Below are 25,900 nucleotides of genomic sequence, written 5' to 3'. Positions count from 1 at the left end.
CATCACCTTCGCCCTGACCGGTACCAAGGCCGACGAACGCGAGACCCTCAAGGGACAGTTCGACCTCGAACGGCAACGAGGGCGCACGGGTCATCTAGGCGGTATTCCACACGCCGGTGGGGGCGATCTCGGCGACCCAGTCGGCGAAGTCGCGGGGCTTGCGGTGGAGGGCACGTTCGACGCCGTCGGCCAGTGAGCTGTTGCGGCCGTCGAAGAACTCGGAGATGAGCGTGGCCAGTGGCTCGGCGAAGTCGCGCGGGGCACCGTCGTCGACGATGGCTTCGGCGAACTGCTTCCGGGTGATCGGCTCGTAGCGGAGATCGCGGCCCGTCGCCTTGGCGATCTCCTGGACGCCTTCGGCGAAGGTCCACAGCCGGGGCCCTGTCAGCTCGTAGCGCTCACCCACGTGGCCGTCCTCGGTGAGGGCCGCCACCGCGACGTCGGCGATGTCGTCGGCGTCGACGAACGGGTCGGAGTTGTCGCCGGCGGGCAGGGCCAGCACGCCCTGACGCAGCGGCTCCAGGAACACGCCTTCGTCGAAGTTCTGGTTGAAGGAGGCCGGAGCGACGATGGTCCACTCGACCGGGAGGTTCTTCACGGCGTCCTCGCACCGCAGGGCCTCGTCCTGGTTCCGGGCGGACAGCAGGACCAGGCGCCGGACGCCCGCGTCGACGGCCAGTTGGGCCACGGTGGCGATGGCATCGCCGGCGCCGGGCCACTCGACCTCCGGGTAGTACATCAGGTAGGCCGACTGGACTCCGGTGAAGGCGCCGGCCCAGGTCGCGGGGGTCTCCCAGTCGAACGGGGGCTCACCGGTGCGGGAGCCGACCCGTACTTTCACGCGTCGCTCGATCAGCCGCTTCGTCACCCTGCGGCCGACCCGGCCGGTACCGCCGAGAACCAATGTCGTGTGCTCGTTTGTTGTCATGCCTGCAGCCTGAAGGACACAGAGCTGGACGGTCCATGGTTGAGATGCCTGGATGCATGTTCAATCGTCTAAACTGAGGCGCATGGACGCACTCGCAGGGCTACTTGAGGGCCCTCGGGCCAGCGGCGCCTTCGTCCTCCGCATCGTGCTGGACCCACCGTGGTCGATCCGAGTGCAGGACGGATCACCACTGTGCCTCGCCGTCATGCTCAGCGGCGAAGCGAGTATCGAACCCGACCACGGCGAACCGGTGCGGCTGCGTCCGGGCGACGTCGCCATCGTCCGCGGTCCGGACCCCTATGTGATGAGCGACGATGCGGCGATCGCGCCGCAGGTCATCGTGCACCCCGGGCAGCGATGCGTCACGCCGGACGGCGTCGACCTGCGCGAACGGATGGCCCTGGGAGTGCGCACCTGGGGCAGCGACCCCGACGGGTCGGTGCAGCTGCTGCTCGGCGTGTACGAGGAGGTCGGCGCCGTCGGCCAGCGCCTGCTCGACGTCCTTCCGCCCGTGCTCGTCGTGGCCGACGACACGTGGGACTCGACGCTGATCCCGGTACTGGCGGGCGAGGTCACCCGGCAGGGGCCGGCCCAGAGTGTCGTACTCGATCGGCTGCTCGACCTGCTGCTGATCTCGGTGCTGCGGGTGTGGTTCGACCGGCCCGAGACGCAGGCCCCGGCGTGGTACCAGGCCCACACCCACCCGGTGGCCGGTGAGGCGCTTCGGCTGTTCCACGAGGCCCCGGCGAACCACTGGACGCTGGAACGGGTCGCCGCTGAAGTCGGCGTGTCACGCGCGACCCTCGCCGAGTGCTTCCGCAGCGCCGTCGGCACGCCGCCGATGACGTACCTGACCGAGTGGCGCATGGCCCTCGCCGCCGACCTGCTGCGTCAGTCCGACGCCACGCTGAACGTCGTCGCCCGGCAGGTCGGCTACGGCAGCGGGTTCGCCCTCAGTTCGGCGTTCAAGCGGGTGTACGGCGTCAGCCCGCAGGAGCATCGCAGCGCGGTGCCGGCGCGGTGAGCGCGGAGCCCCGCCGGCCAGCGCAAGGCGGACCGGCCCATGCTTCGTGACCTCTTGTCCTACGCAGTCATGCCGGCCCTGGCTCGCAGCGACGACCGGGTCTACACCGACGTCAGGCGCCGTCCCCGGCTGCCGGAGAGCCCGCCTCATGGTCGTAGGAGCGCCGCATCCGTGGACGATTCCATCATGCGGCGGTCTCCAACGCCTCGGGGGAAGGCTGGTTGGGTCATTTGAGGCCGGAGTGGGACAGGCCCTCGACGAAGTGGCGCTGGGCTAGGACGAAGACGGTCAGCATCGGCAGGACGGTCATGGTGGCGGCGGCGAGTTGGGTGTTCCACATCGGGCCGCCGTAGGCGTCGGTGAAGCGGGTCAGGGCCTGTGGCAGGGTGAACAGTTCCGGTGAAGTGAGGTACACGGTGGGTTCCAGGTAGAGGTTCCAGGAGGCGAGGAACGTCAGGATCGCCACCGCCGACAGGGCCGGTCTGGCCAGCGGCAGGCAGATCCGCCACCAGATCGCGGGACGGCCGAGGCCGTCGAGGCGGCCGGCCTCCTCCAGTTCGACGGGGAGGGCGAGGAAGAACTGCCGCATGATGAACGTGGCCAGCACACACGGTCCGGCCAGTGCGGTCACCAGGATCAGCGGCCAGTGCGTGTTGACCAGGCCGGTCGATGTGAACAGCTGGAACAGCGGCACGATCGTCACTTCGCTCGGTACCAACATCCCGGTCAGCACCACCAGGAACAGCGCGTTCGCGCCGGGAAACCGGATCCGGGCGAAGGCGTACCCGGCCAGAGCGGCCACCAGCAGCGTGATCAGTGTGACCAGTACGGCGATGTAGACACTGTTGAAGTACTGGCGGGCGAAAGGCTGGAAGGTGAATGCCTCGCGGTACGCGGACAGGGTCGGTGAGTCGGTCCACAGCGACGGCGGGGCCTTGAAGATCTCCGCCAGCGGTTTCACCGACGCGGCGACCATCCAGATCGTCGGCACCACGAACGGGATCGCCAGCACGCTCAGCGCGACGACCAGCAGTACCGACCGGGCTCTGTCAGTCCTCATAGAACACCCACTTACGGCGCAGCTGCCATTGCAGCAAGGTGAGCAGCATCACGAAGGACAGCAGCATCAGGGCCAGCGTCGAGCCGTAGCCGATGTCGTTGAACTCGAAAGCCTGCTGGAACACGTAGTACACGAGGACCGTGGTGGACAGTCCCGGTCCTCCGCCGGTCAGGACGGCGATCTGGGCGAAGGACTGCAACGCCCCGGCCACCGTGACGATGACGGTCAACAGCACGGTCGGGGAGATCATCGGCAAGGTGATCCGGGCGAAGACCGTGCGGCTGCCGGCACCGTCGATGCGGGCGGCCTCGTACAGCTCCCGAGGCACGCTCTGCAGCGCTGCCAGGAACAGCACCATGTTGACCCCGACGCCGCGCACCACCTGGGTGAGGATCACCGACACCATCGCGGTGTCGCCGTGCTGCAGCCAGTTCGGCCCGTCGATCCCGACGCTGCCCAGCAGGCCGTTGATGCCGCCGTTGTCCTGGAGCAGGAAGCCCCACACCAGGGTCCAGGCGACCACGGAGACCACCACCGGGGAGAAGAACAGCGTCCTGAACATCGTGACACCGCGGAACCTCCGGTTGAGCAGAACGGCGAGCAGCAGCCCGAGCGTGACGTTGACGACCACCACCCCGCCCGAGAAGAGCACGGTCGCCAGCAGCACCTCGGGGAGTTGCGGGTCGTGGGTCAAGGCCGCGTAGTTGTCGCCGCCGACGAAGGTCTGCTCGCCGGTGAAGACGTTCCGCTTGCTCAGGCTGTACCAGATCGCCATGCCGACCGGCAGCAGCACGAACAGCGCGACCCCCACGAACTGCGGCAGGATGAACAGGTAGCCGGTCAGTGCGTCCCGTCGGCGGGTCGTCCAGAAGCGTGGCCCGGATGCGCGTGCGGGGCCGGCCGCGGCCCGCGTGGTCGCCTGCCCGGTGCCCTGCGGGGTGGCCCGCTCGGCGGCCTCGGTCCTGGTCACTTGGTCAGGATCGGATCGATCGCGGTGCAGACCGAGCGCAGGACGGCCGGGATGTCGGCGTCAGGGCGCCACATCGCGTCGAGCGCGGTCTTGCCCTTCTGGGCGATCTCCGCCGGGCTGGTGTGGTTGGGCAGGGCGACGGCGTCCGGCAGCTGGTCGACGACCGCGTCCTGGAGCTGGGCGGCACTCAGCACCTTGTTGTTCGCGGCGAGCTTGTCCCCGGTCAGCAGTGACTGCCGGGGCGGCGGGAAGTACTGGGCCAGTTTGGCGGCGTTCTGCGGATCGGTCAGGTACGCGAGGAAGTCCTGCGCCTGCTCCTTGTGCTTGCTGGAGGACAGTACGCCCATCCCCGCCTGTCCGAGGACGGAGTAGGTGCCCTTGGGACCGGCGGGCAGCGGGTGCAGCCCGAACTCGAACTCGCCGGTCAGCAGCGAGGCGCGGGAGACCTGCGCGACGGTGAACGCGGAGTCACCGGCGAAGAAGTCGGCCGTGGTGCCCGGTCCGGGCATCGCCTGTGTCTTGAACGCCGCGTCGTGCAGGAAGGTGAACGCCTGCTGCATCTCGGGACTGTCGAAGGTGCAGGTCTTGCCGTCCGCGCTCCACGCCGCCGCGCCCCAGCCGGTCCACACGGTGGCCAGCGTGTTCCACGCCTTGTAGTCGAAGTCGCGGATGACGAAGCCGGCCTTGCCGGTCTTGGCGCGGACAGCCGCTCCGGCCGCCGCGACCTGGTCCCAGGTCAGGGTGGCCGGATCTGTCTTCTGTCCGGCTGCGGCCAGCAGATCGGTGTTCACGTAGAGGGCGTACGGCGAGTTGGAGAACGGGTAGGCGTACAGCGTGCCGTCGCGGCTGTACTCCGATGTCGCGCTGTCGAGCAGGTCGTCGTACTTCCAGCCGGGGCTGGCCTTGAACGTGTCGGTCAGCCCGACGAGCGCGTCGGAGGCGATGAGGTCCTGCGACAGGTCGCCCATCCAGGCGAGGTCCGGGGCGTTGCCGCCGGCGATCTGTGTGGTGAGCGTCGTGTTGTAGTCCTCGAAGGGAAGGCTCTCGAAGGTGATCTTCGAGACGTCGGGGTGGTCCTCGCGGTAGGCGGCGGCGATGCTGTCGAACAGCGCCAGCTGGCCCTTGTCCGAGGTCCAGACCGTCATCCGCAGGTCCACTGCCTCGTCCGAGGGTCCTGAGCAGGCGGCGCTGAGTGCGAGAACCGTCGTCATGGCGACGGCGCCCGGCACCCTTCTGGTTCTGATCATGGGGGTGGTTCCCTTCGATGTGCGGGGTGGCCGGAGCGGCTCAGTAGCCGACGACCTCGGGCCAGTGGAGTTCGACGCCGGCCTCGACCAGGCGGCGTTGGAGCTGATCGACGCGTGCGGGTTCGGTGGCGACCTGCCGCGGGCTCAGGCCGCGGTCGAGGCAGAACGCGGCGAGTTCGCCCGCGGACTCACCGATGTTCCACTCGACGGGGTGGAGCCGGTAGGCGCCGTTGGTGATGTGGGTGGTGCCGATGTTCTTGGCGACGGGGATCAGGTTCTGGGTCCGGACCGGGACCAGGGCGCCCAGCGGGATCTCGAACGGCGCGGACTCGACGTCGATGTAGTTGTCGCCGCCCGTGGAGGGGTGCAGGTCGATCCGGTACATCCCCACCCCGACGGACGCGTCGAACCGGGCCGGGGCGCCGGACCCGCGGGAGGTGATCGAGATGTCCTGCTCGCGGACGGTGGTCAGCGCCCTGATCCGGCGCGATTCCCGGATGTACGGAGCCTGCGCGAAGCCGTCGTCGGTGCCCACCAGGTCCCCGCGCAGCCTCAGGCCCGGCCACCCCCGGCCGCCGTCCGGCCGGGGTGCCTCGGTCTGCAGCCAGTGGACGTAGGCCCGGGACTGCGCCTTCGCCGCGGCCAGGCGCCGCGCGCGGTCGTCCGTGTCGATGATCGAGCCGCCGACGTAGTCCAGTTGCGGCCAGTTGGCCAGCACGATGTCGCTGTCGTACAGGCCGTCGGTGAAGGTCTGGCGGGCGGCGATCCGCCGGAACTGCCACAGGTCCCGGTCCCCGGCGTCGAACCGCGGGTCGCCTGAGACGTCCTGCTCCGGATTGACGATCATGGTGCGCTGCTCCGGCACCAGGGTGCGAGGGTTGGGCGCGGTGAACGACAGCATCGGCGCGCCCCAGTAGGGCAGTTCGAACGAGCGCCAGTCGTCGTAGTCGTCGGGCCGGGCGATGGTGTGGTCGCCGGGGGCGTGGTCGAAGACGAAGCACCAGGCGATCGACTGCACGTTGGCCGGGTCGGCGACGTCGGGGGCGCTCGGCTCACCGGTGTCGGACCGGGCCTCGGCGCCGACGACGTACGCGGTGCCGGTCAACGGCAGCAGGTCACCGGTCTCGGTGCCGTCCAGCACGAACTCCGCCGTGATCACGCGCTGCGCGCCGGTCCGCGGATCCGCGACCGTGACCGTGCGGACCACCCCGTCCACGGTCTCGGTGGCGACGGGGACCGCGGGCTGCAGGACGGTCAGCCGGCCGCTGGACCGGTAGGGCGCCAGGAGGGCCTCGATCACCGCGAGCGCCACCCGCGGCTCGTGGCACAGCCGGCTCACCCGGCCGCGCCCCGGGTTGAGTTCACGGTCCGTGCGGGCCTGTGCCGACAGGGGGTAGTGGTCCCGGTAGTAGCGGCGGATGTTCTCCCGCAGGGTCCGGTAGCGGGCAGTCACGCCGAACTGCTCCACCCAGATGTGCTCGTCCGGCGGCACCGCCTGCGAGGTCAGCTGGCCGCCCAGCCACGGGTACTCCTCGGTCAGCACCACCCGGTGTCCGCGCTGGAGCAGCGCGAGAGCGGCCGCCACCGATCCGAGCCCGCCGCCGATGACCGCCACCTCGGTGGCGATCCTGTTCACGACTGCCCCGTCGGCCGGGCGGCGATGGTGTCGCCCGCCTCGACCCCGGCGACCAGGAGCCGCTGGGTGTCCAGACCGGCCCACTCCTGCGGGTCGGTGGTGATCAGTTGGTGGAGCAGTTCGAGTGCTTCGGCCGCGACCTGTCTGCGGGGCACGTGAAAGCCCGTCAGCGCTCGTCCGCCGGTGCGATGACCGCGGACCTCGCCGAGCGCGGCGACCGAGATCTCGCCGGGTACGTCCACCCCGGCGCCGACGAGCGAGAGGACGACGTCCTCGGTGAGGAAGGCGTCCTCGGCGATGATCAGCGTGGCCTCCGTGGCCCGGGCCAGCCGGGGCAGTTCGGCGACGCGCTCCTCCCCCACCAGCATGAACGCCATGCGGCCCGCCGCCGAAGCGGCCTCGACCGTACCGCGCCGGTCCCGCGCGGTGGCGGTGTCCCGGCCACGGTGCACATACAGGGCCTGGCGGTGTCCGCGGTCCACGGCCAGGTCGATCAGGGTGTTCGCCGGAGTGACGTAGTCGACGCCGACGTACGGCACGGCCGCGGCCGTCTCGTCCCTGCGGCCGACCGCGACGAACGGGAACTGCTCGGCGACCAGTCGTTCCAGCTCGGAGCCGACCATCTGCTGGCCGAGCAGGACACAGCCGTCGGTCAGCCGCAGCCGGGTCTTGCGGTGGAACAGACTGCGGGTGCCGTTCTCCACCGGCGAGGAGGTGAAGAGCAGCAGGTCCCAGCCGATCTCCTCGGCCGCACGCTCGATGCCGTTCAGCAGCGGACCGTAGAAGTCGAGGCTCTCCGGCGACAGGGCTTCCTCGTAGGTGAAGACGCCGATGATCTGGTTGTCCAGACCGGCCAGCCGGCGGGCCGCCGGATCGGCGACGTAGGTCGCCTCCTCAAGCGCCCGTTTGACCCGCGCCCGGGTCTCCTCCGGGATGCGCACATTCGTGCCGTCACGGTCGTTCAGCACCACCGAGACGGTGGTCTGACTGACCCCCGCGATCTCGGCGACCTCGCGCTGGGTGACCCGACGCGGCTTCGATGGCATCGATCCTCCGTTGATAATGCGTAACTTCAGCAGGACGTCGGTGACGTTAAACCGCCTGAAACAAAAGCGCAATACCTCTTGACCAACCGCCTGACCGATTGAGACCGTCCGTGTCACCTCGCTGAAGATGCGCATTATCAGGACTAGTTCTTGCCAGACAGGAGCAGACGATGACCACTCCCCCTGCCGAAGGCCCCCGCCTCAGTCGCCGCGGTCTTCTCGGCGCGGCGCTCGCGGCCGGCGTCGTACTGATCACCGAGCCCACCGCCGTGACGGCCCACGCCGCGGACGGCGATGTCACCCTGACCGCCGGCGGGATCAGCCTGCTGGCGAGCGTCGGCGGTCGCCTCGCCATCCGCGACGCGGCCGGTGTCACCCGCAGCGCCGGGTCGAAGTTCCAGATCAAGGACCAGCTCACCGGCATCCATCTGTCGACCGGCGGCACCCCCGCGCTGGCGACGCTGCCGGACGGGACCCCGGCGATCAGGATGGACTACACCTTCGCCGCCGCCGGGTCGACCACCGTCACCGGCTGGTTCAGCGTCACCACCGGGCACGCCCGGCTGGAGTGGCGGATCACCGGCGCGGACACCCTGCTGCCGGACGGCTTCCTGTTCAGCCGGGCGATCCAGGCGCCGACCGCGCCCGACGACTACATCGCGATCACCCAATGGGTCCGCGACGCCGGTGGCGGCATCCCCTACGAGGAGCCCGCTGGTGTCGCCCACACCTCGGCCTGGGGCAGCCTGCACGGGATGTTCCTGCTGGACCGCTCCCGCCAGGCGTGGACGAACGCGACCTGGGTCCACGCGCCGGGAACGGCCGACCCGGCCGGAGGGTGGACCAGCCGGGCCGACTTCCACTTCTCTGAGACCAGGCCGTCGGCCACGGCCACCATCGGCCGCGGCCTCGAACTCGGCATCGAGCTGACCACCGACAGCGACTTCAACCTCTACCAGGTGCCCGGCGAGCCGATGCGGCTCTCCGCCCTGGTCGCCAACGGCGGTGCGACACGTACGGCCGAACTGGAACTTTCGGTACGCGACTTCGACGGCACACAGATCGCCGCCACCACCGTGACCGGCTCCATCGCCGCGGCGGGCACCTGGCAGCACACCTTCACCGTGCCCGCCCCGGCAGCCGGTATCGCGTTCGCCGAGGTCGTCGTACGGTCCACGGGCGACGAGGCGTTCGCCCGGACCAACCTCGCGACCCTGCCGGCGTTCACCTACCAGGCCGGCGCGGACAGCATGTTCGGGATCGCCAACTACCCCTGGCTCCAGCGGCCCAGCGCCGACGCCGTACTCGACCTCTGGCAGCGGGCCGGCATCTCCCTGGTCCGCATCGCCTACGACGGAGGCCCGGGCCTGCCGCCTTCGGCGTTCGACGCTCGGGGCATGCGCCACAACATCGAGTTGCAGCCGTCTCTCGACGCGACCGACTCCGAGGCGGCGGCCTGGGCGGCCGACAAACTGTCCGTGGCGCAAGGAGCCGGTGCCGGCTATTTCGAGGTCGGCAACGAACTGAACCGGCCGTTCAACACCGGAACAGCCGCCCAAGCCTACCTGGACAAGGCGCTGCGGCCGGTCTTCGACCGGCGGGCCGCGACCGGCGCCGCCGTCAAGCTGATGAACAACGGGCTCGCCGGGATGGACAAGCCCTGGGTGGAGAACTTCATCGCCGCCGGCGGCTGGGACCTGATCGACGCGTTCGCCTACCACCCCGGCCGCGGCAACTTCACCCCGGACTACATACCGACGGGAGGCGACTGGGGCACCGGCCCCGAAGGCACGTACTGGAACTTCTACGGCGGCCTGAAGCAACTGAAGACGCTGATGGCCCAGCATGGCGAGAAGGAGATCTGGCTGACCGAGGCATACGCGCCGACCAGGCCGAACAGCTGGTGGCACGACACCTATCGGCACGCCGCCGAGAACGTCCTGCTCACCCTGGCCCTGGCGAAGGCCGAAGGCGTCACCTGCGTGTGCTGGTACCAGTTCCACGACAGCGTGCTGGGCATGCCGCAGGTCGCCGACCCGGGCAACGTGGAGTACCACTACGGGCTGATGAACCGTGACCTCAGCCCGAAGCCGTCTCTCCTGGCGTACGCGCACGCGGCCCGCACACTCGACCAGGCCGTCTTCCGGGGGTGGCTGACCTTCCCCGACCCGCAGACCTTCGGCCTGTGGTTCGACACGCCCGACGGCCCGGCGGTCGTCCTGTGGAACCGGGCCGACGGCTACCTGCTGAACACCTCCGGCGAGCGCACCGACTGGCACTTTCCCGCGCCCGAGCCCTGGACCGACCCCTGGCCGACCAAGACCCACCTCACGGTCACCGCCGGCAACGCCGTACGCGAGCTGGACGCCATCGGCCGCGGCCGGCAGCTGTCACCGGTCCAGGGCAAGGTGACCCTCACCCTCGACGGCGCGCCGCGCGTCTTCTACGGTTTGACGCCGGTGGCCGGATCCGGCGCCAACTCTCTGGCGGGCTGCTGCTGACGGCAGTCCGGGGAACGGCCCGGCGCCACCGCCTGCCGCTCCACAGCCCGAGGTCAAGGCCCGTCCGCCCCTCCAGCGACGGAGGCCCGTGATCAGTCGGCCTCGCCGACGGACGGGGAACCGTAGATGCCGAGTTCGTAGACGGAGTAGCCCCATGTGCTCCTGCGCTCGACTCCCTGCATCCGTACGTGGCGCACCGGGTCGCCGCCGGAGATCCGTACGACGTCGTTGCCGCAGGATTCGGGACGTACCGTTTCGACCGTGGTCCAGGTGGTTCCGTCGACCGAGGTCTGGAGCTTGTACTCGGTCGCGCACGCGGCCTCCCAGGCGAGGGTCACCGCGGCGATCCGGGCGGGCGCGGGAAGCGCGATCTGCACCCAGGAGTCGTCGCTGTAGCCGGATGCCCAGCGGCTCCCGAGGCTGCCGTCGTTGACCTTGTCCGCGGCGAACTGCGAAAGATTCTGCTCGACACTGGAAGCGGTGGCGGTGCCGGTCAGTGCCAGATTCTGCCCGCCTCCGCCGGTGTCCCAGAGGGCGAGACGCGTGTCCGCCTGCACCAGGAAGCTGTCCAGTACCCCGTCGCCGACCTTGGGCGTGACCTCGCCCCAGGTGTTGCGGGAAGGGGCGGTGCGTACGGCCTTGGCCCGCGCCTGGAGGGAACGGGACTCGGCGGCGAGCCGGTCCGACGTCGGCCGGTCGCCGCGGTCGCGGGCGTGGAGGGCGTCAATCATCTTCACGGCCGCGCTGCCCCACAACTGGGTCGCGTCCAGCCACGGTGCCGCGTCGACGGCGAATCCTCGCTGCACCGCGCCGCTGCGGATGGTGGCGGGGGACTCCTCCACCGCCCGTGCGTAGATGCGCAGTTCCCGGACGGCCTGCTCGCGGTCGCCCCGGTCCCAAGCGGTCCAGAAGCGGGTGACCTGGGTGCTGAGTCGGGGCGCCTGGCTCTGCCAGGGCGTGGAGCCGAAGGTGGGAGCGAGGTGCTCCAGGTCGCCGAAGGTGAGGAGCGCGTCGGTGGCTGCGGTGTTGCCGCCGGCGAGGTAGGACATCGCACGCTGCCAGTTGGCGGTGGCCTGGTAGGCCCTGTCGTTCCAGGCGAAGTCGGCCGCGCCGAAGACGGCGACCTTGCTGGCGTAGGGCTGGTTCATCGGGTTGGCGACGATGCCGCTGAGGTGGTCGGACAGACCGGCCTCACGCTTGTCGTAGGGGGCGAGCAGCAGTCGGCCGGAGGTGTTGCCGTAGTCGTTGACGGGATAGTTGTCCCAGACGAAGACCTTGCGGCCGAACAGCTTGGAGGCCGCGTCGGCCTGGGCGTTGGTGATGCTGGGGGGTACGACGTCCGTGCCCGTCCACATCACCACGACTTCGGGGTCAAGCGAGGCCCGCAGCTTCTGTTTGTACGCGGTGTCCGTCAAGTCGCCGTACTCGGTCGGGACCATCTGCAGTGGCTGGGCCCCTTCATGGGTGGCGATGAAGTTCTGCTGCAGGTCGTTGAGCAGAGCGACCTGCGCGGCAGCCGCGGCCGGCCGTCCGGGGGCGCCGTAGGTCCTCAGGTCGGCGTCGCAGTTCCACCGGGTGTAACTGATGTCGTCGAGCGGGATGGAGAAGGCTCGGGTGCCCAGGTCGTACATGGCCTGGAGCTTGGCCTTGAGAGCGACGCGGTCGGCGGGGTCGGAGTAACAGATCGACTCCCCCGGTGAGACGGCGAAGGTGAAGCGCACATGGTTGGCCGCCGCGCGCTGGGCGAGTGTGCCGAGTTCGTTCAGTTTGTCGGCGGGGTAGGGGTCACGCCACTTGCTGCGATGGTAGGGGTCGTCCTTGGGCGCATAGATATAGGTATTGGCCTTGATGTCGCCGTAGAAATCCATCTGGTCCAGGCGCTCGGCATGCGTCCAGGGCTGTCCGTAGAAGCCCTCGATCGTGCCGCGCAGGGCCATCGAGGGAAAGTCGCTGACCTGTACGTTCGAGACCTTCCAGCGCTTGCCTTCGGCATGCTGGAAGAGTTGACGCAGCGTCTGGACCGCGTAGAACTGCCCGGCACCGTCATGGCCGCCCAGCGCGACGACATCGGACCGACCTCGGCGGACGGAGATCGCGTATCCGTCCGTGCGCTCGGGGCTGTCGGTCCGGCCCAGCGTCCGCGCGATGTCGGGCCGCTGGGTCGGCCCCAGCAGCACCGTGAGCCGATGCGGGGAAGCCTTCGGCATACGGTGCGGCTCTGTGACATCGACGCGGCCCGCACCGTGTGCCTTGAGGTACGCCACGAGGCGGGCCTCGGCCGAGGGGTCCGTCCGCTCGTCGGTGACCACGACGACCCTGCTGGTGACGGCGATGTCGTCACCCGAACGGGCAAGTGACTGCGGGGTGGGGAAGACGGCGGGCAGGGCCGCCCCGGCCAGCGGGGCGGCCGAGGCGGGAAGGGGTGCCGAGTTGCTCAACCCGACAGCCAATGCCACGGCTACGGCTACGGCTGCTGCGGCGGACGGCGCACCCCGGGCGATCCTTCTTCTCATGGTTCCTCCGATGCTCGGCGCGGTGTCGCCCGGTCACGGCGTGGCTCTCCGCGCACGGAAGACATGGGCATGACAAGTCATGGGTAAACGATGTAAACCACCTCTTGCGAGTCTCGCAGCCGTGAGAAGACCGGTCAACCGCCCCGCGACCAGGTCCATTTGAGAGTCTCCTGCTCCGCCGGGTCACCGGCGGGGCACCGGCGGGTCACCGGCCTGCGCGTAGGCGTGCGCCTGCGGCGCCTCGATCAGCGCCGGTCGGCCGAGGACTCGCGGGGTGTGCGGATCGGGTGGTCGCACGACCACCGCCGTCCCGCCCTCGCTACGGTGACCGTGATCAACAACCGGAGTTCACGCGTGCACCACCGTACTGTGATCCTTGTGTCACTACTGGTGCCGGGCGAGCTCATGAGCTATGACTCCCACAGCACCGTCCGCACCACCGGAAGCGACACGTGACACTCGACCTGCACCGACTGTGGATCTTCCTGCACGTCATCGAGGAACAGGGATTCTCCGCCGCCGCGAACAAGCTCTACATGAGCCAGCCCTCGGTCTCGAACCAGATTCGGAAACTGGAGGAGTCCCTGCGGATCACGCTGATCGACCGGTCGGGAGCCCGGATCAGGCCCACGGCGGAGGGAGAACTTCTCGCCGAGTACGCGCGTCGCGTCTTCCTGCTCGCCGACGAGGCGGTCTCCGCCGTACAGCAGTTGAGCGGCCTCCAGACCGGACGCCTGGTGGTGGGCGGTACGACCACCCTGGGCACCTACCTGATCCCCGACCTTCTGGCCTTGTACCGCAGACGTCACCCCGGCATCGAGAGCCACGTCTTCGTCGGCAACAACGCGACCGTGACACAGCAGTTGTTGAACGGCGAGGTGGCCGTGGCGATCGTGGCCGGTGTTCCCGCCGAGCCGCGTCTCCTGGCCGAGCCCGTCCTGGAGGACCGTATGGTCCTCATCGCCCCGCCCGGGCATCCTCTCGGCGGACGGGGCCCGGTCACCGGGCAGATGCTCGCCGATGAGCGGATCGTGTTCCGTGAGCAGGGTTCCCAGACGCGTGAAGTGCAGGAGCGGACCCTGACCCGCTGGGGCGTCACCGATTCACCCCACACGGACGCGTGGGGCCCGGAGGTCCTCAAGCGTTGTGTACGGGCCGGGCTCGGCATCGCCCTGATCTCCGAACACGCGGTCGCCGACGAGATGCAAGCGGGCACGCTGGTCAGGCTGCCGACCGAGCAGTCGACGGAGCCTCGGGTCATCTCTCTGGTGCATCGGCGGGACCGCATCCTTTCCCCGGCCGAGCAGGTCTTCATGGAACTGGTGCGGGAACAGCACGGCTGGCCCCCCACAGAGCCTGACACCAGCGGCTGACCTGCGGCAACGGCTTCCCCTTCGTCCCGGCTATGGAGCACATCACCCGATACCGTCTTGCGCCTGTCCCGCCGTGGCTCGGACCATCGAGTCACGGCGGCGTCCGTCCTGCCGCCCCGCCCCAGAAACACGGCACGGCGGTTCGTGCGTACGCCACGACCCGAGAGACGCGGGAACACCCGTCGGGAACACCTATGAAGATCATTCCTTCACCCGGACCACTGCGCGGCGTGCCGCGGCTCCCCCGCATCGCCGGCGCGTCGTCCCCGCCCGGGCGGCGACGCCCCCGCCTCACTCAGGGAGGTCTCCTTGCCCTGCCCGCCGAGTCCCGTCACGTGCCTGTCGCACGCCGCTTCGCCGACCGAGGGGCGGCGGCGTGGGGAGGGGACCAGGACTGCCGCGACACTCTCGTCCTGATCGCGGGAGAGCTTGCCGCCCATGCCGCCCAGCACGGAGGAGCCGTCATGTCGGTCAAGGTAGGGATCGCCGGGCCGGAGCTCTGCGTCGACGTGACCGACACCGGGCCCCTGCCGACGGTCCCGCACACCAGGGATCCCGCTGAGGGGGAATGCGGTCGCCGACCGGGCATTGTCGATCAGCTGACCGACTGGTGCACCGCCGATCACACACCCCTGATGCTGCGGGTCCGGGCGGGCTTCGGTATCGACGGGTCAGCCCGCCGGTGATCGGGAGCCTCTCCGCACCCGGCGGGTCCGCGTCAGTGGTCGGCCTCGACGTGGGAGCCGATCGCGTTCGCGCCGTCATCGCCACCTCCGACAGGCACATCGCGCAGACGGAGGAGTGGTACACACGCCCGGAGCGTGGGCCGGACGCCGTCGTCGACACGCTGCTCGGCTGCGCGGCGGAGCTGGTCGCGAGTGCGAACCGCTCCGGAGCCCAGGTGGCGGCCGTCGGGGTCTCCGTCCACGGCGTCGTGGACGAGGACTCCGGGGTGGTCGAGCACGGCGCGGCACTGGGGTGGTCCCACACGCCGGTCCGCGCCTGGACGGAAGAGCACATCGGCCTTCCCGTCGTCGTCGCCCACAGCCTGCACGCCGCAGCCGTCGCCGAGTGCCGCGTGGGTGTGGGACGCCCGTTCGAAAGGTGTGCCCTCGTGTCGATCGGGTCCGGGGTGGGGGTGGCCGAACTGCGGGCCGGTACTCTCGTCCGCCGCGGGGGCGCAGGAGTGCTCGACCATCGGACCACCGTAGGCAGGGACGGCAGGGACGACAGGGACGGGGAATGCACGTGCGGGAGCCGCGGCTGCCCGGCCGCCCTCGTCTCGCCCCAGGCGCTCGTCCGGCGGTATGCCGAGCTGTCCGGCGGGAGTGGTGTGAGGGCCTGGGACCTTCCGCTGCTCGCGGCCTGCGGCGACCGCCCTGCGGCCCACGTGTGGCGCAACGCCGTCGACGCCCTGGCGGAGGTTCTCGCCCCCGTGGCCGCCCGCGTCGGCTGCCTGGTCATCGGTGGTGAGGCGGTGCGCGCCGGGCGAGCCATCCTCCGACCACTGGGATCGGCACTCGCCGAACGTCTTCCGCACCGGACGCGACCCGAACTGGCCGTCACGGGACTGGGCCGTGGCGCAGCCGGCCTGGGAGCGGCGCTCCTGGCACGGGAAGCGCGGTCCGTGGTCTCATACGCCGCGTGAGGCGAATGGGCCGCCGGGTCATCGGTCGTCGGTCCTGAGCCGCACGCCGTCGGTCGTCAACCGTCGGTCGCCAGCCGTCGGTCGTCGGCTGTCAGCTGTCGGTCGTCAACCACCAGCCGTCGGTCGCCAACCACCAGCCGTCAGCCATTGGTCGCCGGCCGTCAGCTATCGGTCAGCAGTCGTCAGCCGTCGGTCAGCGGAGGGGTCTCCCCCTCGTGAATCGCCCCCATACCCCCTCGCCGTAGCTCCTACGCCTCCCCCTGGGCACACGATCTGCGTTCCCGGGCTGGTCAGGGTCAGGGTCCACCCGCAGGTGTCGCGGGCCGGGCCGTAGGCGAAGGGCTGTCAGGTGCGGCCGGCGGGTCGAATAGCCCCCATAGCCGAAACGGGGGTTCCTCCTCCGCCGCCGCGCCCTCACTCTCGTCAACAGAAAAACCGGCCAGCAACGCACCGAGGAGCACGCGTGACCGCACCGACGTTCACAGTCAACGGCAGGACCTACACCAGGCCCTCCGCCCCTGTGGTGGTGATCTGCATCGACGGCAGCGAGCCCGACTACCACATCGAGGCGATGGCGGCCGGCCGCATGCCCTGGCTGAGCAAGGTCCTCGCGAGCGGCGGCACCTCTTGGCCCGCCCACTGCGCCATGCCCGCCCTGACCAACCCCAACAACGTGTCCATCGCGACGGGCCGGCCCCCCAGCGTCCACGGCATCAGCGGCAACTACATCTTCGACACGGAGCTGGGCGAGGAGGTGCTGATGAACGACAAGCGCTTTCTGCGGGCGCCGACGATCTTCGCCGCCGCCAACGAGACCGGCCTCGACGTGGTCGTCGTGACCGCCAAGGACAAGCTGCGCCGACTGCTCGGCGCGGGTCTGGTCGAGGAGGGCCCGGCCCTCGACGGCTCCGGGCGGTTCGTCGCCCCGTCCCGGCGCGGCATCTGCTTCTCCGCGGAGAAGGCCGACCAGGCCAACGTCGCGGACAACGGCATCGGCGACGTCCTGGAGCTGGTCGGTAAGCCGCTGCCGAGCGTGTACTCGGCCGACCTGAGCGAGTTCGCCCTCGCTGCCGGGGTACGCATCCTCGAAACCCGTGGCGCCGACCTGATGTACCTGTCGCTGACGGACTACATCCAGCACAAGAACGCCCCGGGCACCGAGGCCGCCAACGACCTCTACGAGAAGATCGATCACTACGCCGGACGGCTCGCCGAGCTGGGTGCGACGGTCGTTCTCACCGCCGACCACGGCATGAGCGCCAAGACGGATGAGGCCGGCGCACCACGGGTGATCTACGTCGAGGAGGAGACCCGTCGCCTTCTCGGCCTCCCCGCGGATGCCGACGCGCAGGGCGCCGGGCTTCGCGTCATCCTGCCGATCACCGACCCGTACACGGTGCACCACGGCGCCCTCGGCTCGTTCGCGAGCGTGTACCTGCCGGAGCAGGCCGACCGTGCGGCCGTCATCGCGGAGCTTCGGGAGCTGGACGGAGTGGAGGAGGTGCACGGTCGTGAGGAGGCCGCCGAACGCTACTCCCTGCCGGCCGACCGCATCGGCGACATCGTGATCCTCGCCGAGGCCGGTACCGCGCTCGGACGCTTCTCCGCCTGGCACGACCTCAGTGGGCTCGACGCTCCGCTGCGGTCGCACGGCGCCCTCGGGGAGCTTCAGATCCCCTTCCTGATCAACCGCCCGCTGCCCGAGCCCGAGCCCCTCGACAGCCCCTTCGGGGACCCTGCCCTCATCCACAACTACGACGCCTTCTGGGTGGCCATGACGCTCGCCGCCCAGAACGACTCACAGCAAGCCCGCTGACGTCCGCCGCTGCCGCCGCCCGGCGGCAGCGGTCGCGGCGCTGTCCCCCAGCCGCGCCCCCTCAACCACCTCGGGTGGAAAGCGTAGTCTCATCGCAGATCGGTGGGAAAGCCATGTCCAACTCGGAAAAGCTCGTCTCCTTGACCGAAGGTCCACAGCCTCTGGCCGAGAAGGAGTACTCACGGCTCAAGTGGCGCATGCTGCTGGCCGCCATGTTCTGCTACTTCTTCTTCTACACCGGCCGGCAGACCTTCGGGTTCGCCATCCCCGGCATTGAAGAGGATCTCGGCCTCAGCAAGGCCACGCTCGGCGCGATCAGCGGCATCCTGCTCTGGTCCTACGCGGCCGGGCAGATGATCAACGGCAATCTCGCCGACAAGTGGGGCGGGCGGCGCATGATGACCGCCGGCGCGATCCTCTCCACCATCCTCAACTGGTTCACCAGCTTCGCGACGGGCGCCAACTCGCTCGCGGTGGGCTGGGGCGCGAACGGGTACGCGCAGTCGCTGGGCTGGCCGTCCGGTGGCCGCGTGATCTCCAACTGGTGGTCGCACAACGAGCGGGGCCGCAGCTTCGGCTTCTACACCTTCGCCGCCGGCATGGCCTCGGTGCTGGCCTTCGTCACCTCCACGATCGTCGTGGACACCCTCGACCTCGACTGGCAGTGGATCTTCCGCGTGCCCGTGCTGCTGATGCTCGTCGGCGGGGTGACCTTCTATCTCGTCGCCCGGGACAGTCCGGCGAAGGCGGGCGTGCGACCGCCCCCCTCCCACGCCCGGGGCGAGCAGGAGGAGGCCGCGGACCTGGCGGCGGCCGGCAAAGGTGAATCCAGCTTCCAGCGGTACAAGGCCGTGCTGCGCAACCCGAAGATCTGGTCGGCCGGCATCGCCATCGGCTTCCAGAACACGGCCCGCTACGGGCTGCTGATCTGGGTGCCGGTCTACTTCCTCGGCGAGGACTGGAAGGATGCGGACACCGGCATCAGCCCGCTGTGGATCTCCGTCGCGCTGCCCGTCGGCATGGCCGTGGGCGCGCTGGTCAATGGACAGATCTCCGACCGTCTCTTCGGCGCCCGCCGGGACCGTCCCATCATCCTGTTCATGGTGCTCGGCGCCGTGATGGCGATGACCATGTACACCGCGCCGCTCAGCACGACCACCGGCATCGTCGTCCTGTTCTTCACCGGCTTCTTCGTCTACGGCCCTCAGTCGTCCTTCTGGGCGCTGTGCCCGGACATCGCCGGCAACCGTATGGCGGGCACGGCGACCGGTGCGGTCAACTGCTTCGCGTACCTCTTCGCCGGTGCGGCCGAGCCTCTGATCGGCGGCCTGATGGACAGCACCGGCAACACCAGCCTCATCTTCCCCATCGTCGCCGGAGCCTGTGCGTGCAGTGCCCTGGTGGCCCTCACCATCCGACGCTAGGCGGAAACCCATATGACTGATCCGAGCACGGCGTCGTCCTCCGGGCGGAGCGACACCACGCTTCCCCTCGCGGCCGTCTGGTCCGGTCCCGACAGTGGCTTCTCGCTCGTCTCCCAGCCCCGGCCGGAGCTGGCACCCGGCGAGGTGCTGGTCCGCGTGGAGCTGGCCACCATCTGTGGCAGTGACGTCCACACCATCGCCGGCGACCGGCCTTCCCCGCTGCCGACGGTCCTCGGGCACGAGGCGGTCGGGGTCGTCGAGGAGGTGGCCGGTGCCGTCCGCATGGTCGACGGGCGGCTCGTCGCACCGGGACAGCGCGTCACCTGGACGATCGGTACCTCCTGCGGCTCCTGTCGTCGGTGCGTGCGCGGGGTGCCCCAGAAGTGCACCGAGGTCCGCAAGTACGGGCACGAGGCCCTCAGCGACCACTGGCGGCTCAACGGCGGCTTCGCCACCCACTGCCATCTCGTCCAGGGCACCGGGCTGGTGGCCGTGCCCGAGGCCCTTCCCGCCGCGGTGGCGGCGCCGGCCAACTGCGCCACGGCCACCGTGGTCTGTGCCGCGCGGCGGGCCGGACTGTCCGCCGGTGACTCCGTGGTCGTGATCGGCTGCGGCATGCTCGGCCTCACCGCGGTCGCCTACGCCCACGAGTCGGGTGCGGAACACATCGTCGCCTGCGATCCCGACGCGGGCCGACGGCAATGGGCGCTGTCCTTCGGTGCGACCGCGGTGTGCGAACCGGCCGAGCTGCCCGAGCTGGCCCGGAAGTACGGCGCGGACATCGTCATCGAGCTCTCCGGCAACAGCCGCGCCGTCCAGACCGCGCTGGACATCGTGGGCATGGACGGCCGTGTCGCCCTGGTGGGCTCGGTCTCTCCCGGACCGGCCGTCAGCTTCGAGCCCAACGCCTTCGTCCGCAATCTCTCCCACGTCATAGGCAGCCACAACTACACGGTGGACGACCTCGACGAGGCGATCCGGTTCCTGGCGCGGACCCCGGCACAGGGTCTCTTCGCCGACCTGGTGCCGGACGCGCTGCCGCTGACCGAGATAGACGCGGCCGTCGCCGCCGCCTGCGAGGGCACCGCACCGCGCATCGCCGTGCACATGGACTGACCCGCCGCGCTCCGCTCGGCGCCCGGGTCCGTACCGCCACGGCCCGTATCACCCGTACTTCCTGGACCTTCTCGGCCGCACCGGCCGATTCCTCTACGGAGCCCCCTCATGGCAGAGCCGCGCCCTGATCATCTCCTCAATCACATCGACGGCCGCTGGGTGCCGTCCTCCACCGGCGCGGTACGCGCCAATCTCAACCCGGCGAACACCGGCGATGTCATCGGCCGGTTCGCGGAGTCCGGCGCCGAGGACGCCACCGCCGCTGTCGACGCCGCGGCGGCGGCCCACGGCGCGTGGGACGCGCTCGGCCCGATCGAGCGGGCCAAGATCCTGACCGCCGCGGCCCGGCTGATCGAGCAGCGCCACGATCTGTTCGCCGAGGCCATCACCCGCGAACAGGGCAAGCGCCTGTCCGAAGGCCGGGGAGAGGTGTCCCGCTCGCTGGCCATCCTGGAGTTCACCATCGGTGAGGCCCGGCGGATCAACGGCGTCACCACTCCGGCGGAGGAGCCGCGGACCCTCGCGATGACCTTCCGGCGTCCGCTCGGTGTCGTCGGCCTCATCACCCCGTGGAACTTCCCGGTGGCCATCCCCATGTGGAAGGTCGCCCCGGCGCTGGTCGCCGGCTGTACCGCCGTACTGAAGCCGTCCCCGCTGACCCCGTGGACCTCGGCCCTGCTGACGGAGGCGTTCGCCGACGCGGGCCTGCCGCCGGGTGTGCTCAACCTGGTCCAGGGCGATCGGCAGCCGGGCGAGGCCCTCGTCGAGGACGCGCGGGTGGCGGGGATCTCGTTCACCGGCTCACTGCCGGTGGGGCAGGCGATCAACAAGGCGGGCGCGGGCCGTCTGATGCGCACCCAGCTGGAGCTGGGCGGCAAGAACGCGCTCATCATCCTGGCCGACGCCGACCTCGACGCGGCCGTCGACGCGATCGTGCACGGCGCCTTCGGACAGAGCGGCCAGCGGTGCAGCGCGACGAGCCGGGTGATCGTGGACCGTTCCGTTCGTGAGCCCCTGCTCGACCGGCTCGTCCCGCGTGTGCGGGCGATGCGCATCGGGCGCGGTGACCAGGACGGGGCCGATATCGGGCCGGTCGTCAACGACGAGCGGATGCGGGCCTGTCTCGATGCGGTGGAGACGGCGGTCGCCGCCGGTGCCTCGGTGGCCTGCGGCGGCAGCGCGGCCGTACTGGACACACCGGGCTACTTCGTGGAGCCGACCGTGCTGACCGATGTGGCCTGGGACAGCGAGATCGCCCAGGAGGAGGTCTTCGGTCCCGTGCTGTCGGTGATCGACTGCGACGGGTACGACGACGCCATGCGCATCTCCAACTCAGTGAAGTACGGCATGTCCGGGACCATCTTCACTCAGAACCCGTCCCTGATGTTCCAGGCCCTCCAGGACTTCCAGGCCGGGATGCTGCACGTCAACCGTCCAGGTGTGGGCGCCTACTCCCACCTGCCGCACATGGGGGCCAAAGCCTCCCAGCTCGGCGCGCCCGAATGCTCGCCCGATGTCTGGGACTTCTACACCGACCTGCGCTCCGCCTGCATCCGGTACTGAGAAACCGAGTCGTACGGACGGTCCTACGGGCCGGGCCCATCCGGTCCGGCCCCACCTCCACACCCTGAGTGTGCCGACATGACCCCTCCGGCGTACCGGAGAGCATCCACCTCGGTCGCGCCTCAGCGGCTCCTCGGAGTCCGCGGGGCGCGTTGCCCTGTGCGGGGACCAGCAGGTCGCCTCCGGGCACGGTCCCGCGGTCGGCGCAGCCACCCACCGGGCCTGAGCACGGTGTCGTGGACGGCCATGCCGCCCGCGCCCTACCACCCTCCGATGACGACTCGTCACCTCACCGGATGAACCCGGACAGCTCGCGATGACGCAAAGAGCCCCGGCCCCTTACCGGATCACCGTGCACAGGCCAGCGGTCACCGCGCACACCAACAGGCCCCCCTCCTGCACGAACCACCGCTGACCAGGACCGTGCCGGATGTACATGTCACATGCGTCACTCAACGCCCCGCGGTAGCGCAGAGATCCAGTCAGGCCACGTGAGGCCAAATACCAACTCACGTATTCTCCTCTCCTGGACATCCCGCTTCGGGCGTGGCTACCGTGCTCCCCATGCCTCACGGACGAATGTGCCCCCGGCGTATGCATGCCCTCTTCGCGCGGCCGTCTGCAGTCCCGTCGGTCCGCCGCCAAGGACTGCCGGGAACTTCGCTGTATGGCACCTGACCAGGCATGATGTGTTCCCTCTTTAGCCAGTCGGCGCGCATGAGGTGGCAGCGGTCGCCGCCGGCGCCTCATGGAGTGCACGGTCTTCGCGCCTGCACGACATCACCGGACTCATTCCCATGACCCATGTTCACTCGGCCATGAATTCTTCTGACGAGGCGGGTCACCCACCTCGTCGGAACTACCTCACGTGGCGCTCGAAAGGCGTTTTCGGGCGCCATGCTGAGCAGCACAAGAAAGGGTTCATGTGCAGGCTCGCTCAACGCGGGACACCGCCAAGGGTGTCAACCGCCCTCACCTGCCTCGCAGACGATTATGCCGGGCATTACCGTGCGAAACGCGAACCCTCCCCGCACCAAGGGCATGCGGTGCGGGGAGGGAGACCAGGTGGTGCTCCGGATCAGGGCTTGCGGTCCACCGGGGCCATGGTGGAGAGTTCACGGCGCATACAGCCGCGCGGCCACCGGTCGAGACCGTGCTCGGCTTCCGCCTTGCGCAACTCCCGCAGGCCGGGGGTCACTTCCGCGTCCGTCAGCCAGCGGAAGCCGCACCGCTCGTAGTACGGACCGTTCCACGCCACGTCGCGGAACGTCGTGAGCGTGAGGGCGGCCAGCTCACGCTCGCGCGCCCAGTCGGCCACATGCTCGACCAGGCCACGTCCCACTCGCCGGCGGCTGTGGTCGGGGTGCACCGAGATCTGCTCCAGGTGCGCGCACCCGTCGATCACGTCGACCAGGATGTAGGCCATCGCGACGCCGTCACCGCCCGCGTGCACCCAGGAGCGGCCGTCCTTCAGGTACCCCAGCAGCACCTCCCTGGTCGGTGGCTCGTCCTCCGCGACGGCGTTCATGCCGACCTCCGCGAACACCTTTCCAGCGGCCCGCTCAATGTCCTGAAGGCGCGGTACGTCGCTGTCCTGTGCGAGTCGGATCACTTTCCTCCTCCTTCGTCGTCGAACGGTCGTGATGCTATTCGACGGAAGGCTCCGGAGGCGAATCCGTTTCCTTATTGCGAGAGCGCGAGCGACGGAACTAGAGTAGCCCCCGACCTTGCCCGAGTGCGGTGCATGACAAGCACGCGGGAAGCATTCTGAAGGTTCTCGAAGCACCCCCGAAGACCATGCACCGAATCGCGTTCGCCTGGCCGCTTCGCCCTGCCTCGAATTCCCCTCCCTACGCGGACAGGACTCTCGGACAAGGGTCGATGCCATCGCAGTCGAGCCGATTTCCCCCCTGCATGACGAGCCAGCCGGCGACACCGGGAGAGCACATGACAGAGCCCTCTGAAGAATACCGCAGGAAAACGACGGGGAAGGAGTTCCGGCAGTCCGGGAAGGGGGCCGCGGGCAACCCGGGCTCCCCGCACCTGCCGTCGGTCACGGACGCGGACGGGGTGCGGTGGACGGACTACCGCAGGACGCTCACGCCGCACTACCACGTCGTGTGGCGGGACATCGCGCTGTGCTGGGTGTCACTCGTGGCGGGTGTCGCCGCCGTGCCGCCCGCGATGGCGGCGGGCCCCACCGGCGTGGCCGTGGTGACGACGCTGGCCGCCGGGTGGATCGGCTGGTGGCTGCACGCGCTCTTCCTCTTCGGCCACGAGGCGGCGCACGGCAACCTCGCGCGGCGCCGCAGGAGGAACGACCGGCTCGGCGACTGGTCCGTCTGGCTGCTGTTCGGGTCCACCACCCCGCAGTACCGGCGTACCCACATGGCGCACCACACCCATCTGGGGACCCATCAGGACACGGAGACCACCTATCACCTGTGTCTTTCGGTGGCGAACATCCTCAAGGGGATGACCGGTGTGCGGGTGCTGGAGGTTCTGCTGCGCGACCGGCGAGCCAGCGCCTCCAGGGCTCCGCGTGCCGGGGCGGCCCGGGACGGGACACCGTCCGCGAGGCGCGGCTCGGCTCTCGCCCTGCCACGCCAGGTGCTCCTCGCCGCCCGGACCCCGCTGCTGCACCTGCTGGTGCTGGCCGCGCTGTCGACCGCGGGGTGGTGGCCGGCGGCGCTGGCCTGGGCGGTGGGCGTGGGCTGTGTCTTCCCGCTGTGCGCGATGCTCCGCACGGTGGCCGAGCATCGCATCCTCGACGCGTCGTGCGCGACGGACTTCAGGACGGTGGAGCACGGACCGCTGAATCGGCTGTTCGGCGAGGATCCGCTGTCCCGGACGTTCGGTGCCGCGGGATTCAACAAACACTTGTTGCACCACTGGGATCCAGCCATTTCCTACACCAGGTTCCGTGAGATGGAGGAATTCTTCAGGAGGACGCCCTTGGCCCGGGAACTGGAGAGCAGCCGCACTGGATACCTCACAGTGCTGAGAACGATGACAGCGGAGGCGCGTCGTGGGTGACAAACTGATGGACTGCCCCGTGTGCGGTACGGGCGATGCGGAGCTTTTCGCAAAGGCTTACGACAAGGAATACTTCACCAGTTCCACGCAGTATCGTTACGCCAGATGTGGCGCCTGTTCGGCGGTGTATCTTGATGATCCGCCGGCCGATCGTCTCGACGAGATCTACCCGCCCAATTACTATTCCTACGGCGGTATCGAAGGCTCGACCGCGTTCACGGAACGCATTAAAGAGAAGCTCGACGGGCGTACCCTTCGGCGCATTCTCGCGAAGATACCCGGCGAACGGCTCCGCGTCCTCGACGTGGGGGGTGGCGCGGGGTGGCTGCTCACCACGGCGCGCCGGGTGTGTCCGCGGGTCGCCGAGACGCACGAGGTCGACATGCAGGAGGCGGCGGCGCCGGCTGCCGAGCGGGCCGGGCATGTCTACCACTGCATGCCGGTGGAGGAGTTCACCTCCGGCGAGAAGTTCGACCTCATCATGATGATGAGCGTCATCGAGCACGTCCCCGATCCGGCGCGGGTCCTGCGCCAGGCATGTGACTTGCTCAGCGACGACGGGGTGTTGCTCGTGAAGACACCCAACACCGCCACCTGGGACTGCCGGATCTTCCGGCACCGCAACTGGGGCGGCTTCCACTGCCCGCGGCACTTCGTCCTGTTCACCCGGGACGGCCTGGCCGATCTCGGTGAGCGGTGCGGCCTGCGGGCGCGCTCCAGCGCGTACACACAGGGCGCCCCGCAGTGGGCGTTGAGCGTCATGGCCTGGCTCCAGGACCGCGGCCTGATCAAGGTCACGTCCCAGCGGCCCGCCTACCGGCACTGGACGTACGAACCGCTGACGGCGCTCTTCGCCGCGCTGGACTACGCGCGTGCCCCCTTCGCCCCGACCGCGCAGATGACGATGCAGTTGGTGCGTGCCCCGCGCCCTGCCCACCCCGGCGGCGCCGATGACCCCCCGGGGACGTTCTGAAGAGCCCGTCCGGCGCGACACCCCTG

General features: G+C 69.6%; 19 protein-coding genes. 11 read left to right on the top strand and 8 right to left on the bottom strand.

Annotated elements, in window-relative coordinates; translation table 11 throughout:
• Positions 1-94: 94 nt before the first annotated feature.
• A complete protein-coding gene (locus tag ACIQNG_RS33520) occupies positions 95-928 on the bottom strand; it encodes an NmrA family transcriptional regulator (RefSeq protein WP_401490305.1) in 834 nt (277 codons plus the stop codon).
• 82 nt (positions 929-1,010) lie between these two features.
• Here ACIQNG_RS33520 and ACIQNG_RS33515 point away from each other — a divergent pair, with 82 nt between their 5' ends.
• Positions 1,011-1,952: an AraC family transcriptional regulator gene (locus tag ACIQNG_RS33515; protein WP_401490303.1), complete on the top strand. Its 942-nt coding sequence runs from the start codon at positions 1,011-1,013 to the stop codon at positions 1,950-1,952.
• 226 nt (positions 1,953-2,178) lie between these two features.
• Here ACIQNG_RS33515 and ACIQNG_RS33510 read toward each other — a convergent pair whose 3' ends face one another.
• Genes ACIQNG_RS33510 through ACIQNG_RS33490 form a run of 5 tightly spaced genes read right to left on the bottom strand, consistent with a single transcriptional unit; the run spans position 2,179 to position 7,911 of the window.
• A complete protein-coding gene (locus tag ACIQNG_RS33510; protein WP_401490301.1) occupies positions 2,179-3,012 on the bottom strand; it encodes a carbohydrate ABC transporter permease in 834 nt (277 codons plus the stop codon).
• Positions 3,002-3,982, bottom strand: a complete 981-nt coding sequence (locus ACIQNG_RS33505; protein WP_401490299.1) for a carbohydrate ABC transporter permease — start codon at positions 3,980-3,982, stop codon at positions 3,002-3,004. Before ACIQNG_RS33505 ends, ACIQNG_RS33510 begins: the two co-directional genes overlap by 11 nt.
• Positions 3,979-5,229, bottom strand: a complete 1,251-nt coding sequence (locus ACIQNG_RS33500) for an ABC transporter substrate-binding protein (RefSeq protein WP_401490296.1) — start codon at positions 5,227-5,229, stop codon at positions 3,979-3,981. The genes ACIQNG_RS33505 and ACIQNG_RS33500 overlap by 4 nt, the downstream gene beginning before the upstream one ends.
• Positions 5,230-5,269: 40 nt before the next feature.
• Positions 5,270-6,856 carry an FAD-dependent oxidoreductase gene (locus ACIQNG_RS33495; protein ID WP_401490369.1) on the bottom strand — a complete coding sequence of 529 codons (1,587 nt, stop codon included), beginning with the start codon at positions 6,854-6,856 and terminating at the stop codon, positions 5,270-5,272.
• Positions 6,857-6,861: 5 nt separating this feature from the next.
• A complete protein-coding gene (locus tag ACIQNG_RS33490; RefSeq protein ID WP_401490294.1) occupies positions 6,862-7,911 on the bottom strand; it encodes a LacI family DNA-binding transcriptional regulator in 1,050 nt (349 codons plus the stop codon).
• 170 nt (positions 7,912-8,081) lie between these two features.
• Between ACIQNG_RS33490 and ACIQNG_RS33485 the strand changes: the two genes are divergently transcribed.
• Positions 8,082-10,412: a hypothetical protein gene (locus tag ACIQNG_RS33485; RefSeq protein WP_401490291.1), complete on the top strand. Its 2,331-nt coding sequence runs from the start codon at positions 8,082-8,084 to the stop codon at positions 10,410-10,412.
• 92 nt (positions 10,413-10,504) lie between these two features.
• On the opposite strand, the gene ACIQNG_RS33480 is transcribed toward ACIQNG_RS33485, so the two are convergent.
• Entirely contained in the window at positions 10,505-12,925 is a 2,421-nt protein-coding gene (locus ACIQNG_RS33480; protein ID WP_401490288.1) for a beta-N-acetylglucosaminidase domain-containing protein, read from the bottom strand.
• Between the two features lie 452 nt (positions 12,926-13,377).
• On the opposite strand from ACIQNG_RS33480, the gene ACIQNG_RS33475 reads away from it, so the two are divergent.
• From ACIQNG_RS33475 to ACIQNG_RS33445, 7 genes are all read left to right on the top strand, one after another.
• On the top strand, positions 13,378-14,298 hold the full coding sequence (locus ACIQNG_RS33475; RefSeq protein WP_401490286.1) for a LysR family transcriptional regulator: 921 nt from the start codon (positions 13,378-13,380) through the stop codon (positions 14,296-14,298).
• A 32-nt stretch (positions 14,299-14,330) separates the two neighbouring features.
• Positions 14,331-14,984: an ATP-binding protein gene (locus ACIQNG_RS33470; protein ID WP_401490284.1), complete on the top strand. Its 654-nt coding sequence runs from the start codon at positions 14,331-14,333 to the stop codon at positions 14,982-14,984.
• A gap of 50 nt (positions 14,985-15,034) precedes the next feature.
• Positions 15,035-15,946, top strand: coding sequence for an ROK family protein (locus ACIQNG_RS33465; protein WP_401490281.1), 912 nt, complete (start codon positions 15,035-15,037; stop codon positions 15,944-15,946).
• 463 nt (positions 15,947-16,409) lie between these two features.
• Positions 16,410-17,762 (top strand): phosphonoacetate hydrolase, encoded by a 1,353-nt coding sequence (gene phnA / locus ACIQNG_RS33460; RefSeq protein WP_401490279.1) that lies wholly within the window; start codon positions 16,410-16,412, stop codon positions 17,760-17,762.
• 140 nt (positions 17,763-17,902) lie between these two features.
• Positions 17,903-19,186, top strand: a complete 1,284-nt coding sequence (locus tag ACIQNG_RS33455; RefSeq protein WP_401490277.1) for an MFS transporter — start codon at positions 17,903-17,905, stop codon at positions 19,184-19,186.
• A gap of 12 nt (positions 19,187-19,198) precedes the next feature.
• Positions 19,199-20,302, top strand: a complete 1,104-nt coding sequence (locus tag ACIQNG_RS33450; RefSeq protein ID WP_401490274.1) for a zinc-binding dehydrogenase — start codon at positions 19,199-19,201, stop codon at positions 20,300-20,302.
• 108 nt (positions 20,303-20,410) lie between these two features.
• Positions 20,411-21,865, top strand: coding sequence for an aldehyde dehydrogenase family protein (locus ACIQNG_RS33445; RefSeq protein ID WP_401440367.1), 1,455 nt, complete (start codon positions 20,411-20,413; stop codon positions 21,863-21,865).
• A gap of 1,078 nt (positions 21,866-22,943) precedes the next feature.
• Here ACIQNG_RS33445 and ACIQNG_RS33440 read toward each other — a convergent pair.
• Entirely contained in the window at positions 22,944-23,477 is a 534-nt protein-coding gene (locus ACIQNG_RS33440) for a GNAT family N-acetyltransferase (RefSeq protein ID WP_401490272.1), read from the bottom strand.
• Positions 23,478-23,812: 335 nt separating this feature from the next.
• Between ACIQNG_RS33440 and ACIQNG_RS33435 the strand changes: the two genes are divergently transcribed.
• Entirely contained in the window at positions 23,813-24,901 is a 1,089-nt protein-coding gene (locus tag ACIQNG_RS33435) for a fatty acid desaturase (protein WP_401490270.1), read from the top strand.
• The gene (locus ACIQNG_RS33430; protein ID WP_401440363.1) at positions 24,894-25,874 is read left to right on the top strand and encodes a class I SAM-dependent methyltransferase; all 981 of its coding nucleotides are present in this window, start codon (positions 24,894-24,896) and stop codon (positions 25,872-25,874) included. The genes ACIQNG_RS33435 and ACIQNG_RS33430 overlap by 8 nt, the downstream gene beginning before the upstream one ends.
• Positions 25,875-25,900: the final 26 nt, after the last annotated feature.

Origin of the sequence: Streptomyces sp. NPDC091377 (assembly GCF_044757045.1) — a bacterium.
Classification (GTDB): Bacteria; Actinomycetota; Actinomycetes; order Streptomycetales; family Streptomycetaceae; genus Streptomyces.
Note: the sequence above shows the minus strand (reverse complement) of the source record. Positions and strands in the feature narration are given on the sequence as shown.